Genomic DNA, 17505 nt, shown 5'->3' with positions numbered 1-17505 from the left:
GGAACTCTATCAGTGTGCCTCATACTCGGAAAGCGTGTGGGCCAAAGCCTTTATCCTGTACCGTTCCCCTGGCCCCCCTGATAAGAAGGGTTTCCTACTACTACTGGATAAATTATCGCACGCAAATAGGGACGGTCAAGGTCGGCGGAGCTAGTAAGTGCCGCCTACCCTCTGGGGTCGTAAGCGGATAACGCTGTCCCACGTCCGCTGACATTGTTGCTGCCCCCGCCTAGTCATAGTAGCCCTAAGACTTAGATTTTGGCGTCCCCAAAGGGGCCGTCCAAAATGCACTGCTGCCTACGTGGGGCTGCAACAATCGCTCCCGTGAGACAGCGTTCCTCACTCACTCCCAGTTTTGGCATCAAGACAAGGTTGCTACACAACCTCGTCTCTCCGCCAAAATGACTGCGCCCCTATTTGCATGCAACCATTCCACCAGTAGTCGCAGTGTGAGCGACATGACCAACTTCACCATCCAAGAAAAGGAGCTACCATGAGCCATCGATTCGGAATCTACCAACGAGTTTACAAGACCTTCATCGTCCCATGCCCAGTCTGCAAGGCCTCAGGTCTCGACGACAACACCGCACACGCCACTTATGATCCTGGGGACGGCTGGCAACCAGCTGCCTGCCCCGACTGCGGCAACGGAACCATTCAAGTTTTGCTCCCAGTCAATCAACTCATCTCTATCAACTAAGAAAGGAGCCACTATGGCCAGCATCACCTCAATGAGCGATTACGAAGACCAAGAGCGACGCGAAGCTGAGCAATACGGCTTCAAGTCTCTTAGGGAACTATGCCGCCTCAGGGTCAACGTTAAACGAACCCTACGCCGACACAGAATCCTCTGCTTCCGCTGGCAAGACTCGCTCGACTATCTCATTCACCTGCTTAGGCAACGCAACATCCCAATAGAAAGGTGGTTGCCATGAGCTCTTTCGCACTGACACCCTCGCCATCTAAGAGACAGATGAGGGCATCGCGGGCTGTTGCGAAGTTGTTGATGATGCCCTTGGACTCAAGGCGAACGAAGTGCAACCGCTTCGGAAGGCCCGGATACTCAAGACGATGCGCAGGCTGCTGGGACTTCGATCTGTGCTTTCGTGAACATTTGAACCATGTCAAGCAAGGGAGACTACTCTGATGACCAATCTCGAGCACGCTGTTGAGTATGAGTATGGCTATCCATTAGGTATTCGTTGCGGCTGGGCCGAGTTAAGACGCCTAATCCTCTCGGAAGGAAGTGAACCATTCTATATCGTCGATACCATCATACCGATTGGTAGGATCGTCTCTAAGGCATTCGACGCCAGCCACCGCCTTGAAGCATGGCTATACTTCAGGAAACTCGCTCGTAACCTCTAAGGCGACCCGGGGGCCCGGTGCTCCAGCCGGGCCCTCAACCCTCTCGAAAGGAAACATCATGAACATCGTCATTATCCCCACCGCTGATGAGCCTGACGCTTACGATTTATGGGTCAATGAACGTCTATTCGTAGCAGCCGAAACAATGCAAGTCTGCGACAACATCAAGCAGTCCCTCGAACGAGGGCCAACCGGCGACACATACTCCGAGGCTGACGAGGTCGCAGACCACATCAAAACTCAACAAGAAGGGAGGTAATACATAATGGAGAACGTCAAGATCAGCGTCAACAAGAATGAGCTGACAATCACTGTTGACCTCACTCACGAGGGCGCCCCGTCCAAGAGCGGCAAGACCACGACAGTCGCCTCTACAAAGGGGTTTGTGCCCGTGCCTGAGCACGAGAGCATCTCCGTCTCACTTAACGTCAATAAGCGCCATTAGCACTCAACGAGGGTCCGGTTCTAAGCCGGGCCCTCCCCCTTTTTTATGCGCCTCTTTTTATGCGCCACCCACCATAAGGATTATCTATCAGAGCTTTTAGCCGCCGTAGCGAACTTGTCTGCCATAGCCCTGGCGGAGGCAGAGCGAAAGAGGCTCCCCCAACGGCGTGGGGCGTGAGAGGGCAGGCGGGGACAGTTCCCGTCCTGGCAAGGACAGCCATCGTGATGCGATGGGCATGGTAGGTCAGCAAGTCCTTTCAAGCGTCTTATATCTGCTTCGCACCAACCGGAGGGAGCTGCCCAATGTGAATACGAAAACTCCTCACAAAAAGAGGGTTGACAGAGTAAATGTTTTGTGTTGGACTGCAAAGCAGCGAGAGTGTTTAGACGGGCTGAGCTCTGCGCTACACGGGCAAGCCGCGAAGAGCCGTCAGGACCTACTGTTGCCTCTCGAAGTGCGTTCTTGCGTGCAACGTGCTTCCTGTGCTTTCGAAGTTCGCTCCTGCGATTGGCTCGCCAAAACTCTCCCCACTTAGCGTTTTCGTAAGCTGTAGGCGAAGCAGCCTCAGAAATGAAGGCTAATGGTGAAAGAGGTGATGCCTTGAGAATAAGGCGCAGCGGACGTTAATCACCAAACAGCAAATGGCGAGGCGGCGAGCTCATTCGTCGCCAGCCGAGAACGTCTAATGCCAACGGCGCCTCTATACAAATCGTCTATGCGCGCCGGGGGTATTAGCACACCACAAAGACAGGAGAGTTTTTGATGAAGAGCAAACTTGTTTTCACACTGTTGATTTCAATGTTGTTGGCCGTCGGCCTCGTGGGCTACGGCAGCGCGACAGACTATTATGTTGACAAGGCCGGTGACAATAGCGACGGCTTGACCTGGACAACGGCGTGGCACACGATCCAGCAGGGCATTAACTCGTGTTCAGGCACATCGGCTCATACGGTGCACGTTGCGGAGGCGGAAGCCACCTATAGGGAGAACACAACGCTCGACAGTTACGTTACCCTCTTGGGCGGCTATCCGACTGGCGGCGGCGATCGCGACCCGGAGACGTTCGTCACAATCATCGACGGCAATAAGGAAGGTTCTGTCGTTACGTTGAACTCGATGACTGATGTCGGGATTGATGGCTTCACGATCCGAAATGGAGACGCAGGTCCTGGCGGCGGAATATACTGCCTTGAAAGTGACCCGGCGATCACAAACTGCACGATCAGTGGCAACACCGCACTCAGGGGCGGCGGGATAGAATGCTTTCAGGGCTCGCCGACCATCGATAACTGCATGATTGTTGGAAACACGGCGGGTTCGTACGGTGGCGGCGGGATATACTGCTATGACTGCTCGCCGACCATCATCAACTGCACGATCACGGGCAACACCACCGAGGCCTTCGGAGGAGGGCTTAACTGCTACAGCAGTCTGGCCGCGATCACAAACTGTGTGATCACGGACAATTCCGCCCAATGGGGCGCGGGCATAATGTGTGCAAACCTGAGCAAGCCAACGGTCGAGAACTGCACCATTGCCGACAACACCGCAGGCTCCTCCGCCGGGGCGATATACTGCGGAGCAGGTTCTCGGCCAAAGGTCATCGATTCCATCCTATGGGGCAATTTACCCGATCTGTTTCACTTCGGACAGGGCGCCGGTATCACCGTAACATACACCTGTGTAGAGGGCAGCTGGAAGGGCCGAGGCAACATCACGGACGACCCGGTCTTTGTGACAGGCCCGTTGGGTGATTACTATTTGGACTCCGCAAGCCTCTGCATAGACGCTGGCAGCATGTCGGGCGAGGCTGCGAGCCTCTCCGACCGGACGACGCAGGTGGACGGGACACTCGACGCTGGCACAGTCGATATGGGCTACCATTATGAGGCGACCGCTGACAGCGACGGCGATGGCATCCTGGATGCTGATGACAACTGCCCGGACGTTCCTAACGAGGACCAGATGGACACCGACGGCGACGGGGTTGGTGACCTCTGCGACAACTGCGTTAACACTCCGAATCCGGGCCAGGCGGACGCTGACGAGGACGGCGTGGGCGACGCATGCGACGACGATTCCGATGATGACGGCAAGCCTGACGATCAGGACAACTGTCCATACACCTATAATCCGGGTCAGGACGACACGGACGGCGACGGTGTAGGCGATGCATGTGACAACTGTCCGGACGATGCGAACACCGACCAGGCGGACGCTGACGAGGACGGCGTGGGCGATGCCTGCGACAATTGCCCGAACACCTACAATCCTGATCAGGAGGACTCCGACGGAGATGGCGTGGGCGATGCGTGCGAAGGGGGCGGCCCTCAGTGCGACATCAATGAAGATGGGGTCGAGGACAGCCTGAACGACGTCGGCGCCTACATCAAGACGCTGGGACTGGATGTTTTGCCCGAGGTAAAACTCGTTGGGATCCTCAAAACTGCCCAGAGATACTTGGACAAAGGCAACACCGCTGACGGTTGCCCCGAACTCGACAAGTTCATGGATGAGGTTGGTGCGGCTGGGTCGTACGCGGAAGAGCTTATTGACGCGGTATGCTGCATCAATAACAGGGAGACTTGGGGCTGCGACACCTGCCCGTGAGAACGGGATAGGTTAGATAGGATTGAAAGGGGCATGTAGGGGCAATCCCCCTGTGGTTGCCCTTTATGATCAATGAAACAGGGCGACATGATTGGAATTGGACACAAGAAGGGCGATTCGTGAATCGCCCCTACACGATGGCGGTGTGTTTAGATGGCATTTTATTATCATAACTGGACAGGGCAGGCACGGTGACCTGCCCCTACACGATGGTGTATAGGGAGGGTAACAGGATGAAGAGGGTGTTTTTGCTGGCGGCTTTGATCTTTCTGACAGCTGCCACTGGCTTGCTCGCGGACTTTGCGATGGATACGAGCCTGGCAGATTCGGATGCGTCGTTTTGGGGCGAGGCGGCCAACGATCATGCAGGTTGGTCTCTATCGACCGTTGGAGATGTCAACGGCGACGGTTACGACGACTTCCTAATCGGGATGTACGACTGGGAAGACGGTTCCGAGCCGGGTCGAGCGTATCTGTTTCTTGGGAAGGCATCCGGCTGGGCCATGGATACGAGCCTTGCGGACGCCGACGCATCTTTCATAGGCGAGGCAGCGGGCGATGCCGCAGGCAACTGTGTCTCCGGCGCCGGCGATGTGAACGGCGATGGCTACGACGACTTTCTGATCGGAGCACCTGTCAACTATGAAGGCGGCAATTACGCCGGCCAAGTCTATCTGATTCTCGGCAAGGCGTCGGGCTGGGCCATGGATACCAGCCTTGCAGATTCCGACGCGTCGTTTTGGGGCGAGGTAACCTGGGACTGTCTCGCTCAGTCCGCTGGCGCGGGCGACGTTAACGGCGACGGTTACGATGATTTCATTCTTAGTTCAAGTTCCAACAGCGGAGTCGGGCAGACGTATCTGATCTTAGGGAAGGCGTCCGGCTGGGCAATGGATACCAGCCTGGCGGACTGCGACGCATCGTTTTTGGGCGAGGTATCGGGGGATGGGGCAGGCAACTGTGTCTCCGGCGCCGGCGATGTGAACGGCGATGGCTACGACGACTTTCTTATCGGGGCATGGGCCAACGACGAAGCTGCCGACAACGCCGGCCAGGCATATCTGATCTTGGGCAAGTCCTCCGGCTGGGCGATGGATACCAGCCTGGGTGACTCGGACGCTTCGTTTTGGGGTGAGAGAGAGGGCAGTACTGTAAGCTGGGGCGGACTGTCCGGCGCGGGCGACGTCAATGCTGACGGTTACGACGACTTCATCGTTGGTGCATACGCTGACGATGAACCCGGTGACGTCGCCGGTCAAACGTATCTGATCTTGGGCAGGGCCTCAGGTTGGGCGATGGATACGAGCCTGGCGGATTCGGACGCATCGTTTTGGGGCGAGGCGCCGGATGACCGCGCCGGCCAGGGAGTCTCTGGCGGGGGCGACGTGAACGGCGACGGTTACGACGACTTTCTCATCTCAGGCTATCTGAACGACGAAGGCGGCGACAACGCCGGCCAAATATATCTGATCTTCGGCAAGTCTTCCGGTTGGGCGATGGATACCGAGCTTTACGATTCCGACGCGTCGTTCTGGGGCGAGGCTGCGGATGATCACGCCGGCGGGTCAGTCTCCGCAGTGGGTGACTTCAACGGCGACGGCGGCGACGATCTGTTGATTGCAGCATATAGCAACTCCGAGGCTGCCGAGGACGCCGGCCAAGCATATCTGATCTTCGGCGAGAGCGCTGTCGGCCCCGAACTCTCCGACCCCACGTACTCTCCCGAGTCCGGCCGGACCGATACAAATTTCACGTTCACGGTTCATTACTATCACGCTGGCGGACAGGCGCCCGATACGATTCAGGTATTCGTGAACGCGCCGGCCCACGATATGACGCTCGATTCGGGCAGCGCCGATGATGGCGTTTATGCCTGGACCGGGACAATTCCCGAGGAGGGGCAGGCGCAGTATCACTTTGAGGCGCAGGACACCTACGGCCGCAGCGCCCGTCTGCCTGAGTCCGGCGAGCTCGACGGCCCGATGGTCTATGATGATTATGTGAAGCCCAGCTCCTCCTGCACTGCGCCCGAGGGGACGACGACGAGTACCATAACAGTCGATTACGACTCATCTGATGACAATTCCGGCGTCAAGTTGGTTACGCTCTACTATCAATTCGACGGCGGCGGCTACGTCGATTCGGGCTACTCCTCCGGCAGTGCTGCGGGCAGCTTCAGCGTCACGCTCACGGATGGCAACGGGGTCTATGATTTCTACACCATCGCCGAGGACAATGCAGCTAACGTGGAGGACGCCCCTGGCGCGCCCGACGCAACGACGACGTTCGACGATGTGCCGCCAACCTCCAGCGCCGGTGCCGACGAGTACTGCAACGCGACGCCGATTGCCGTCGATTTCACGGCGGATGACGCCTTGAGCGGCGTGGCCACGACGAGGCTCTGGTATAGCTTTGATGGCGGAACGTGGACGGACAGCGGCCTCGCCGAGCCGGGCGGAGCGGGCACGTTCGATTTCAATGCGCCCGATGGCGATGGCAGCTACGATCTTTATACGGTCTGCACCGACAACTGCGGGAATGTGGAGGACCCCCCTGGCGCGCCCGACTGCACGGTCTCTTACGACTGCACGAAGCCGCAGTCGAGTTGCTCTTGCGTTGATAGCACCAACGGGACCTCTGTCGAGGTCGGTTTTACCGCCTCGGACAATTATCAGGTTGACGACGTCACGCTGTGGTATTCCTTCGAGGGGGGGACTTGGACCGATACGGGCCAGACCGAATCGGGCGCTTCCGGGTCTTTCACATACGTATTCACCGACGGCAGCGGAGTGTATGGCTTCTACACGATAGCGCGCGATATGGTCGGCAATGTGGAGGACCCGCCGGCCAGCGCCGACTGCACGGTCAATGCGGACTTCACGATGCCGCAGTCGAGCTGCTGGGCGGACGATTACACCGCATCAGTGCCGTTCGACGTGCAATTCGCGGCGTCGGACGGGGGCTCCGGCGTTGCCGAGACACGGCTCTATTACAGGTTCGGGGGCGAGAGCGCGTGGGTGGATTCCTATCTCGTGGAGACAGGCGAATCGGGGACTTTCCAGCTGGACCCAACCGTGCTAACGCCTCAGTTCGGGGACGGCGATTATGAGCTAATGACCAGAGCAACCGACAACGTCGGGAACGTCGAGCCGCCGCCCGCGAGCCCGGACGACACGATAACCCTGGACAGGACGGCTCCCGTATCGTCATGCGACGCGGAGGCGGAATACACTTCTGCCGCGACGGTCACCATCGACTTTAGCGCGTCCGATGCGCTGACCGGCATTGCGCTCGTGCGCCTCTTCGTCTCAAGGGATGACAGCGATTGGGAGTACACCGGACAACAGAGCGACCAGGCCGCGGGCGATTTCGTCTATGATTTCGCTGGGCTCGACGGGACGTTCCGATTCGTTACGGTCGCGACGGATGGGGCCGGAAACGTCGAGGAGATTTCCGCGGCGCGCGCCTGCACGGTCGTGCGCGACACCGGACTGCCGACCTCCGTATCTGAGGCGCCAGAATTGAGCAATGACGCGAGCTTTGACGTTGACTTTGAGATAACGGATGCGGTATCGGGCGGGTACGGTGTCCAGCTTTACGCTCGCTTCTCGACTGACGGCACCGCATCCTGCGCCGACGACTGGGAATACACGGGGCTTTACGAGACCGGGGAGTTCGGCAGCTTGACCTACGCGCCCCCGTATGGGACCGGGTTCTACGAGTTCTTCACGATCGCGCGCGACAACGCCGGCAACTTCGAGGCGATGAAGGACACGGCCGACTGCTCGACCGAGTACAACCCAGATTACGCGCTGTCCAGTTGCTGGGCGGCCTCCGAGGCGTCGGCCGCGACTGTGGCGGTGAGCTTTGAGGTGGACGTGGGCCAGGCGGGTTTCGACCACGTTGAGCTCTGGTATAAGTACTCAGAGGACTGCTCGGATTGGCCGGAGAACTGGACGGACGGCGGGATAACATCGGATGCGGAGGCTGGCACGCTCGTCTTCGAGGCGGCGCACAGGGACGGGTGCTACCGATTCTGCACGATAGCACTGAATGAGAACATGCTTGCAGAGCTGTTCCCGAGCGTTTGCGACTGCCAGACGAGAGTTGACGGCACGCTTCCAACCTCAGCCCTTTCAGGGCCAGGCTTGGCTGGGTCTGTTCCGGTCACTCTGTCCTACGACGCGAGCGACTTGAGTGGCGAGGGAACGTTCTGCTCGGGCGTCGCGTGTGTTGAGGTCTGGTATTCGCTCGACGACGAGACTCCTGTGCTCTACGAGCGCATTGAGCTGGCTCCGGCCACCGTTGCGACCGGTTCGATTCAGTTCAGTCCTGCGCAAGAGGGAGTCTATGACCTGTGGTCAATTGCCATCGATGCGTTCGGCAATTATGAAGAGGCTCCTGCGGCGGCGGACCTCACACTTACGGTTGACCTCACGGCGCCCATATCCTCAGCAGGCTGCGACTCGTTCGGGGTGGCGTTCCCGATAGCGGTGACGTTCGCGGCCAGCGACACGTTGACCGAGGTGGTCACAGTTGACCTATGGGTCAGGTATGAATCCGGCGATTGGGAGGACACTGGGCTTTCGGGCTCTGAGGAGTCAGGAACGCTCTACTACACGCCGGATACGGCTCAGGAGGGCACGTATTACTTCTATACAGTAGCGACGGACGAGGCGGGACACGTCGAGGCAGCTCCGGACACGCCGGACGATCAGATGATGATCGACTGGACCGCGCCTCAGACGAGCTGCACCTCGCCCCCGTACACTAGCGACCCCACAATCTCGCTCACTTACACCGCGACCGACGCGATGTCGGGGATGCAGTCCGTGTCCGCGTGGGTCAAAATCGGAGATGATGCGTGGCTTGATACCGGTCAGACAGGTCCGGCCGACGGCGGTGTCATCGGCGTTGATGTCTCCGCGTGGGCTGAGGGCACATTCGGTCTATGCACGCGGGGATGCGATAACTCAGGCAACATCGAGGACCTGCCGGATACAGCCCCAACGACGACGGTCTATGATGCAACCGCCCCTGTATCGGCGGCGGGCCTGCCGGCCGAGGGGGTCTTGGCCAATACCACCCCCATCGACGTCCCATATACCGCCAACGACGCCCTCAGTGGGTTGGAGAGCGTGGAGCTCTGGTTCAGTTTCGATAGCGGGGACTGGGAGAGCTCTGGACTCTCGGATACGCCATCGGCCCTCTCGATGCTCGCCGAGGGCAACTTCTCGTTCGTTCCGCCGCATGGTGATGGAACCTACGACTTTGCCACCGTTGCAGCCGACAATGCAGGAAACCGTGAGATACTCCCCGATTCACCCGACGGCGGGGCCCTGGTTTTCGATCAGACTTCACCTGCCTCATCTGTGAGCTACGGCAGCGTTTATGCGTCCGAGTTCCCCTTCACGCTCCCCTTCACGGCTGCTGACACTACCTCCGGTGTGGCAAACGTGGCTCTATTCGTTTCGATCAACGGCTCAGCCTACAGTGATACCGGCCTTAGTGCCTCCGGCGAGGCAGGCGCCTTCGAGTTCACACCGGACGTTATCGCCGACGGGGTCTATTGCTTCTATTCGGTTGCCACTGACAACGCAGGAAACGTTGAGAGTGCGCCAGACGAGCCGGATGCGACCGTTATATTCGACCTCGATGCGCCTGTATCCGAGGCCGATGTGGACTCAGAATACTCCAATGCATTCCCCGTTCGGGTCTCATATTCAGCAAGCGACACGGCCTCTGGTCTGGCCCGGGTCAGGCTCTGGGTGAGCTTTAACGGTGGTGCATTCGCCGATTCGGGGCTCAGTTCGGGCAACGCGACGGGCACCTTCATCTACACCTCTGCGACGCCTGCTGATGGCCGCTACGAGTTCTATACTGTGGCGTCTGACCACGCCGGCAACGTTGAGGCGGCGCCCTTAAGCGCGGACGCTTGGGTTGTTGTCGATGGAAAGAAGCCGACGTCATCATGTTCGATCGCTGCGACAATGACCAACACGTTCCCGATACCAATCAGCTACACGAGCTCCGACGCCGCAAGCGGAGTAGAGCGCGTCAAGCTTTACTACCGGGTAAACAACGGGGCTTGGCTTCTGGCCGACACGCTTTCTGAGCCAAATGGCAGCTACGATTTCACTCCGGCCCCCGTGCGAGATGGCTACTTTGAGTTCTATACAAAAGCCTATGACAGAGCGGCCAACGCTGAGAGCACCAGCGGCGCCGATGTCGCGATAACCGTGGATAGAACGCCGCCTACGTCATCCGCATCGTCCCCATCCGCCGTGCAGGATGCGCCGTTCAACGTCTCCTTTACGGCCCAAGACGACCGCTCCGGCGTGGCAAACACGACGCTCTGGTATCAACACAACAGCGGCGATTGGCTCGATTCAGGCCTCGACAAGACCGGAACTGCTGGTCAGTTCGAGTTTAGCGCACCTGCCGGGAAGGGAACCTACGGATTCTATACAATCTGCACTGACATCGCGGGCAACGTGGAGGCCGCGCCGTCCGTCGCAGATGCGACGAGCGTTTACAGCGTTCCGACCCCGGATATCCTTGCCGACAAGAGTAGCCTCGACTTCGGCCAGGTTAACGTTGGGGAGGAGGGCTCTGACACCCTCACGATCACAAACGTGGGCGACGCTGATCTGACCATCGAGAACATCTCGACCGACGATCCGGTGTTTGTCGCCGCGTTTGAAGGCAGTTTGCCGATAGCGCTTGGGCCAAGTGGAAGCCTGGAGATAGAGGTGGTCTTCTCACCTGACGAGGAAGGCGTGTTCGACGCGGCCCTTACGATCGCCTCGGACGACCCCGATACACCCTCATTGGCGGTTGACCTTTCGGGTGAGGGCGTTGAGATTGGCGGCGAGCTCACAGTTGGGGTTTCGACGAACGCGGAGACATACGAGTTTAGCGATACGCTGGACGTGGAGATCAGCATGTTGAACACGGACGAGACGGTTACGGTCGATATCTACCTTGTTCTGACTTATGATCTTGGCGGGCCTGATGAGCGGCACTGGTCGGCGTCGATGACGGAGGTCTGGACGGACGGTCTGGCGCCGCTTGTGACGGGTTTCGAGGTTCCGGACGGATTTGCGCTGGGAGGCTACCCATGGTGGTCATCGGAGCTTCCTTGTGAGTTCCCGATGATAGCCAAGTCGGGCACGTACACACTCAGAATGGCGGCGGTTGAGCCGGGGACGCTCGACCTCGTGTCGAACCTCGCAATCGCCGATTTCATTCTGACCGGCGAGCCATTTGTGAATGTCTCGACCGACAAGGCCACTTATGCGCTCGATGGCGATACCGTCGTGATCTCTTTGGACGTTGATGTGCCATACGATCTGACCGCAGACGTTTACGTTCTCATGCTGGCGCCGGACGGTCAGTTCTGGTCACCGACCGGATTCGGTGAGGCGACGTGGGTTGCGGACATTGGGCCGATGTTCTCCAGCATAACTCTTGATGGCGGCTTCACGTTCTCAGGCCCTGCTTTCGTGGCTAGTCTGCCAGCAGATGCGCCGTTCAACAGCCCTGGTCAGTTTATGCTATTCGCAGCACTCGCAGTACCGGGCACGCTCACACCACTGTCGGATATTGGGACAGCCATCTTTGCTCTGCGGTGAGCTCATAGCCCTGGCGCTCTGAGCATAGGAAGCGCTTACGCTTCAACGCCACATACATGCGGCTTCCCTTTCTTTCCCTGGTGCCCGCCAGCGACCCCCTGCCTGAGCACGTCCAGCCAGAGCTCCCCAGGCACAGGCTTCTTGATGTCGCAGAACGCGTCGGAGTAGATGACTAGTCAGGCCCATGACAATGTCGCATACGGGTGGGTCCAGAAGGGCTAATCTCACGACAGAGACACAGAGAACACTGAGACATCAGCCCCATGCCTCGCTTCTGTGATCCCTTTGGTTTGTATCATGATAACCGGGGTTGTATGCTTAGTCATAGCTGTAATTCCCTGGTAATGGACACTAATGGCTTTTTGGTGCGTAGATTCCTTCGACTCCGAGGCAAAGCATGTTGAACACTTATCTTAGGAATGCTTGAGTAGAAATGCCGAAGCCTGGTGGTAGCAGCACACATGCGGGGACTCGATTCGAAAACTGGCTGACGGCAGAGTTCCTTGCCAAGGCCATAACCGATCCCAGCTTGCGGGTCGGGCCCCAACAACGCCAGCAGCCACAGCTCAGGGGACAAGAAGCCCATCCGAAAGCCCAAGGCCCGAAACCTGCAATCGATGACCTCGTGATCAAAGGCGGCAAGCGCGACGAGTATTATTTCTGCAGGACCACGGCCAAGCCATATTGGTCAATTGCTGCCCTCTTCGAGAAAAACAAAAGAGGTGAGAGTGTTATCTCGATACTTTTTGAGCAGTTCAGACAAACGCAGAATGACGGAATCATTTTGGCCACCAACAGGACATGCCCGTTTCTGTCAGAAGCTTGCGGTATCGCAATTGAGGCAGCCGCAGACGAGAATGGCTGGCTCAGCAAACTGAACGTCGAGCGGCAGAAAGAATGGAACAATGTCAAGTGCCGCCTAGATCTTGACGGGAAGGGAATGCTCCTATTTGCCCGGTCTCTGCGCTGCCGCGTCATCGACGACATCGAACTACTCAAAGCTAGCATTGCGGTGTCGCTGGAGGGGCACGTAATGAATCACAACCACGCGATTTACACCCTCTTTGATATGGCATCCGATCTGGCAGTCCACGGCGGAGTATTTGGCCAGAAGGAGGTGCTCGAACGATTAGAGAAAGAAGGTTTTCATTCGAAAGCAGCGCTCTCATCTTCAGAGGTCGTTGAGCTATTCAGGGCGGCATCTGTGGGTCTGGCAAATGCCCCCAATACGATAGGTGAACGTCTGCACAAACGACTCCATATAAGAATGGATCAGGTGGAAGAGCTCCTCGACTGGATCAACGAAGAGGGGGACAAGGAAAACCGACTCGCAATTGTCTCTGGCGGGGCGGGAACGGGCAAGACGGTCGTCATGAGGGATGTGTATGAGGAGCTCTTGTCACAAGGAATGGCAGTCGTTGCTTTGAAGGCCGACGAACTCCTTGTTTCGTCGGAGAGTCAATTGAGGGAACAGCTGGATTCGCTTGACAACTTCGAGAAACTCGTTGCCGCCTGCGCGGATGAGGGCCCAGTTGTCGTCCTGGTGGACCAGCTCGACGCGCTTAGCCAAAGCCAATCCAGAAGCCCCAAGACTCTCCATTTCTATTTAAGGCTTATAGCTCTGATCCGCGTGATTCGTAACGTCAAGCTGGTGTGCTCTTGCAGGGACTTTGATTTGAATATCGAACCAGCCTTCAGGAAACTAGTCCCCAAAGCAAAGAAAGTTGAAGTGCATGGCTTCTCTATCGATCAGGTGACGCAAGTCCTGCATGAATTGGGTATCCCCTCAGACCAAATGACAGCCGCTCTCAAAGACCTGCTGAAAGTGCCGCTCCATCTGGAGCTCTTCACGAAGACGTATGATCCTAATGAGACAGCCCCGGCACCCAGGTCACTTCAGGACCTCTACCGCAAGCTGTGGATAGAGAATATTTCACCGGGCAGGCGCTTGCAGGACCCATCTCATGACAAGCTGCGTGTCAGCTTGCTGAACGATATGGCCAGGCAAATGAATGAGACGAAATCCCTCTTTGTGCTGGACGACATTCTGGAGGGCAGACGGCTAGAGGCAGACGCGTTGAGCAGCTCGGGGATCATTCGGATCAATGAAAGGCATCACCGGGTGAGCTTCTTGCACCAATCATTTCTTGACTACGTGTTCGCGCTGAACGAATTGAGGAAGGGGAAAGACTACGCCGAAAGGGTCCTTCAGGGCGACCAATCGGTATTCATAAGATCACAGGTTAAGCAGGTCTTATGGCTGCTGAGGGGAACACCCCCTGCGCGGCGATACGAAGCCGAGCTCTCGGACTTCCTGCGGTCCCGCAGTATCAGAGCACATCTGTTTGATCTCATCGTGAAGCTAGTCGCTAATGAACGGGATCCAACCGATGCCGAGAGAAGGTTGGTTGGCTCTCTGATTGATGAGGATACCCATTTCGCTTCAGCGGAGGGCGAAGGCGCTAACGAAGCCGACTTTGGCAAAGGGCCGCGAGATTTCACGTCGAGGTTCCTGAGCGCGGTGCACTCTCCCGGCTGGTTCGACGCGTTGGGCAATCGTTTTTTCGTTGATATCGTCCGGCCGGAGCACCCGAGCCGGAATGCTGCCATCGGGGTCCTGGGGCGGGTTGCGAGCCATAGACCGACCGAAGTCATAGACATCCTGTGCGCAATAAGAGCGGCCAGCAATGACTGGCTCGCAATCGCACGGATTCTCGCAGACCTGAAGGATTGGAAAGACGGGCGCGCGGCCGAGCTCTTCCGGCAAGTGCCTATGGAGTTGGTCAACATCGCCGATTGGTGGGCACCGTCAGTGGTCAAGAACATGGTAAGCTCAAATCTCGAACTTGCACTCGATTGCCTGTCCAAGGAGCTCGACAAGGCCATTCAGCAGGAAATCCACAGCGAACGTCGTGCCAGAGGGAAGCCTACCGGAATATATATGGAGCTGCAGATACTGGGGAGGCTTCTGGAGACGCACAAGATTAGGACCTTAGAGATCCTGTTGGCAAAACTCAAACGCTTGGCTACGGAGACCGCATATAAGCACCGTGGATTGTCAGAGTACTCCCTCGATCGAGTCTTCAGTGTCTATCTGCCAGACGGGGACGACACCCTCAAGCCGGCATGGAAGCTGATGAGCCTCGCCAGAAAGGAGCTTAGTGTACTGGCAAAGGACAATCCTGAAGAATTCGTTCGTCTTGCGGACGACCTACTAGATCCCGAATCCATCTCTTTGTGCCGCCTAGTTGCATGGTGCTATCAGACCGAGCCGGCCAGATATGCTTCGAGAGCTTTTGACCTTCTTTTCAATGCCGAGATACTCCGCAACCTTGGCAGCTATGCAGACACTCAGTGGGATGCCTCGGAGCTACTGCGAATCACATTTGCTCATTTCTCCGCATCCCAGAAACAGGAGATGGCAAAGCTGGTGCTATCTATCGATAAGGGGCCAATTCAATCCCCAATCGAACGCGGCTATCTAGGCCGAAGTCGTCTTCCGTTGCTTGAGGTGCTCCCAGAGAACTTCCTAAACGAGAATGTGCCCTGCAAGAAAGACCTCATGGAGCTCCGGCGCAAGTTCCCCAAATACAGACGTGAGCCGCCGGAAAGCCACGGCATGAGGGCGGTTCTATCCCCTATTCCCACAAGAGTTTGCCAGCACATGACCGAGGACCAATGGCTTGCTGCGATGAGGAAATATGATGACTCGACAGGATGGGGCAAACCGAACCAGCCATTCCTTAAAGGCGGAATCGTAGAGTTAAGCAGAGCATTCGTTGAGCATGTCACCAAGGATCCAGATAAGCACTACAACTTTGTGGGCCGTCTGATCCATGAACAGGGCATCTCCAGGCAGTATGTTGCCAGGGGACTGGATGGTTTAGTCAAAGGAGGATTGAGCGATGAGAGGCTGATCCCTTTGGCTCTTCAGTGCGCAAAGATCGACGACGATGATCTACAGAAGTCGGTAATAAAAGCCATCGAGCGACTGGACAAGGAGAACATGGTCAAGGAAGCTCTGGTTGAAGTTCTCGAACGCTATGCAACAAAGGGGTCTCCACCACCGGCCACATCGGACAATTCCCGATGGGGACGAGACGATCCGGTGTATTGCGCGGTTCAGGACGGTATTAACTCGGTCAGTGGTGCGGCCGTATGGGCACTTTTGACCCATGCTGCCGGCGCCTCGGAATCTGCTGATAGAGTTTGTGGTACCCTTGAGACGGTCGCTCGGAACCCGAATCTCGCCCTTCGTTGCACTCTTGTCTCCCGGCTTGATTGCATAGCGAGGTGGGACAAAGCGTGTGCTTTCGAGTTGTTTGAGACCGCATACAGCGACGGCGATCCGGTTGTATTAGGGGCGTCCTGCAACCTCCTCGCGGCTGTGCTTTCGAAGGAGCTGTTCCCGAAGATCGCTCCCCTTTTCCGAGAGATCATGAATTCCGAGATAGAGGGAGATCAAGCAGGGAATAGGAAAAAATGGGCTGGGGCCGGCGCGGCCATCTGCTATCTCAGGGGATATGCCGGCGCTTCTGTTCTGTTCTCAGAAGCCCAAAAAGGCGACGAACACGTCAGGTCGGGGATAGCCGAGGGTTTTATCCAATACCTCAGGGATAAGGAACACACAGCAACGTGCCTCAGACATTTGGCCGAACTACTCAGTGACGAATCCCAAAATGTCCTGAGGCAGGTTTCGTTTGCATTCCGCAAGATGGATGTCCCCGATTTCCCGGACGCTTTGGATTTCTCCCGGACATTCGCATCTTCGGCCGTAGTTAAAACTGACGCCGAGGCGTTTCTGAAATACCTTGAAAAATGCGCATGTACATATCCCCAAGACTGCCTTTCGCTTATGAAGATGCATCGCAACTTCCAGAAACCGAACACCATGGGAAACTTTCTGGGTGCGGAAGGAGCTAACATAGTCCTGACGATAATTGATTGTGCTACCGACGAAGCGACGAAGAACGGGGCTTTGGATGTCCTTGACGAGCTTTACGAGGACGGCAGCTGGGGAGTTGCCGAGGCTCTAGAAAAGCTCGACAGGGATGAAAGTCTCGCCGGGAGTTAAGCCTCGTAAACACCCCACCAGCCGCATAATTTTTCAGCAGCCTCAGTTTCCACCCGCGTAAGCGCACCATGCAATAGACGGTCAATCCTCCCGCTGCGCCATCCCTTTGAACACCGAATCCGCTCATATAGTTGCGTATTTGACAGCCACATCGATATGTGGTATGCTTGAACTATTATGTACATAATTGGGCAAGCATTACCTGTAAAAATCACCGCCACATCGCCCCCAAGTCACGAGCCCCGTCACGATCGGATGTTCATATCTCACCCAAATTTTAGGCACTCGCGACACCGAGAAGCCCTCGATTAGTAGTTTTTGGAGCACATACTTGGTCAGATCGCGTATTCGCAAGACGCAGATGCAGCCCTTAT

The 17505-nt window shown here is 57.0% G+C and carries 7 protein-coding genes; all 7 read left to right on the top strand.

Annotated features, from left to right (window positions below):
- Window positions 1-493 precede the first annotated feature (493 nt).
- The 7 genes from VM163_13995 (at window position 494) to VM163_13965 (ending at window position 17131) form a co-directional block, all read left to right on the top strand.
- The gene (locus VM163_13995; GenBank protein ID HUT04993.1) at window positions 494-700 is read left to right on the top strand and encodes a hypothetical protein; all 207 of its coding nucleotides are present in this window, start codon (window positions 494-496) and stop codon (window positions 698-700) included.
- A 446-nt stretch (window positions 701-1146) separates the two neighbouring features.
- Window positions 1147-1368: a hypothetical protein gene (locus VM163_13990; GenBank protein ID HUT04992.1), complete on the top strand. Its 222-nt coding sequence runs from the start codon at window positions 1147-1149 to the stop codon at window positions 1366-1368.
- A 58-nt stretch (window positions 1369-1426) separates the two neighbouring features.
- Complete coding sequence (locus tag VM163_13985) at window positions 1427-1627, top strand: hypothetical protein (protein HUT04991.1); 201 nt, start codon at window positions 1427-1429, stop codon at window positions 1625-1627.
- A gap of 6 nt (window positions 1628-1633) precedes the next feature.
- A complete protein-coding gene (locus tag VM163_13980; GenBank protein HUT04990.1) occupies window positions 1634-1813 on the top strand; it encodes a hypothetical protein in 180 nt (59 codons plus the stop codon).
- 762 nt (window positions 1814-2575) lie between these two features.
- Window positions 2576-4423, top strand: coding sequence for a thrombospondin type 3 repeat-containing protein (locus VM163_13975; protein ID HUT04989.1), 1848 nt, complete (start codon window positions 2576-2578; stop codon window positions 4421-4423).
- A gap of 233 nt (window positions 4424-4656) precedes the next feature.
- The gene (locus tag VM163_13970) at window positions 4657-12057 is read left to right on the top strand and encodes a choice-of-anchor D domain-containing protein (protein ID HUT04988.1); all 7401 of its coding nucleotides are present in this window, start codon (window positions 4657-4659) and stop codon (window positions 12055-12057) included.
- A 433-nt stretch (window positions 12058-12490) separates the two neighbouring features.
- Window positions 12491-17131, top strand: coding sequence for an ATP-binding protein (locus tag VM163_13965; GenBank protein HUT04987.1), 4641 nt, complete (start codon window positions 12491-12493; stop codon window positions 17129-17131).
- The last annotated feature ends 374 nt before the right edge of the window (window positions 17132-17505 follow it).

This window comes from bacterium, assembly GCA_035527515.1.
Classification (GTDB): Bacteria; B130-G9; B130-G9; order B130-G9; family B130-G9; genus B130-G9.
This window is presented reverse-complemented; position numbering and strand designations above follow the sequence as displayed.

Coding starts and splice junctions, on each gene's coding strand:
- VM163_13995 (HUT04993.1), top strand. CDS start 494: ATGAGCCATCGATTCGGAATCTACCAACGAGTTTACAAGACCTTCATC.
- VM163_13990 (HUT04992.1), top strand. CDS start 1,147: ATGACCAATCTCGAGCACGCTGTTGAGTATGAGTATGGCTATCCATTA.
- VM163_13985 (HUT04991.1), top strand. CDS start 1,427: ATGAACATCGTCATTATCCCCACCGCTGATGAGCCTGACGCTTACGAT.
- VM163_13980 (HUT04990.1), top strand. CDS start 1,634: ATGGAGAACGTCAAGATCAGCGTCAACAAGAATGAGCTGACAATCACT.
- VM163_13975 (HUT04989.1), top strand. CDS start 2,576: ATGAAGAGCAAACTTGTTTTCACACTGTTGATTTCAATGTTGTTGGCC.
- VM163_13970 (HUT04988.1), top strand. CDS start 4,657: ATGAAGAGGGTGTTTTTGCTGGCGGCTTTGATCTTTCTGACAGCTGCC.
- VM163_13965 (HUT04987.1), top strand. CDS start 12,491: ATGCCGAAGCCTGGTGGTAGCAGCACACATGCGGGGACTCGATTCGAA.